The sequence below is a fragment of the Oleiphilus sp. HI0061 genome, from assembly GCF_001635675.1.
The window spans coordinates 1-861 of sequence record NZ_LWFE01001793.1; the positions used below are offsets into that span (position 1 = coordinate 1).

At 44.3% G+C, this 861-nt stretch carries 1 protein-coding gene and 1 pseudogene; one reads left to right on the forward strand and one right to left on the reverse strand.

From position 1 onward, the window contains the following. Positions 1 to 241 (reverse strand): ATP-binding cassette domain-containing protein (locus tag A3735_RS27355; RefSeq protein ID WP_156499966.1); only part of this gene is annotated, 241 nt, incomplete at its 3' end. A gap of 257 nt (positions 242 to 498) precedes the next feature. Here A3735_RS27355 and A3735_RS27360 point away from each other — a divergent pair. Further along, positions 499 to 861, forward strand: a pseudogene (locus tag A3735_RS27360) (hypothetical protein); the annotation flags it as partial.

An 861-nucleotide genomic window follows, 5' to 3' on the forward strand; every position in this document is an offset into this window, starting at 1 on the left:
TTCTATCGACCATGTTTTGTTGAGGAAGATAAGCAATATCATCTTTCTCGACGGGTCCAAATTGAATATCACCTTCTAAGGGAGCAAGTTGCCCCATAATACCTTTAAGCAGTGTCGATTTACCTGCACCGTTAGGCCCAACAAGGGCAACAAGCATGCCTTTATCAATGCTGGCAGAAAGGTGGTGAACAGCGGGGTGCGCTTCGTAGCCGAGCGTTAGATTTCGGAAAGATAAAATCATTATCTACCTGGTGACACTGTAGACACAATAAATTAGTACTGCACTTAGCGAGGCCGCGAGGGCAAGGCGTTGAACAAGGCCAATTTCCAGTAAGCTTCGACGTGACATAATCAGCCTGTTATTAAAGTAGAACACAATCCGTGAATCCTATGTGATAGCATGCTAAATTGCAATCTGGCTGGCCTTGAAGCGTTAAATTATTGGGGCTGAGCGCGACGATTATTCCCAAATAACAATTACAAAACGTATCTGTCATTATGGAAGTGAACTCATACTTCGAGCTACTCAAGTTGGCAAGCATTCCCTTTATTGCGGGAATTGTTGGATTCATCACCAACTGGTTAGCCATTAAGCTTACTTTTTATCCGATCAAATTCTGGGGCATTCGGCCCATTTTTGGCTGGCAGGGAATTATTCCCTCAAAGGCTAGGAAGATGGCGGAAATCAGTGTTGATTCAACCTTGTCCAGAATTGGCTCAGTCTCTGATATTGTTGAGCAAATGAGCCCTGCTCTAATTGGCGAGCATATTCTCGAGTCACTTGCTCCTCGCACTGAAGAACTAGTTGATGAAATTATGCTTAAGCGCCATCGAACGCTTTGGCAAAATCTACCAAGACCC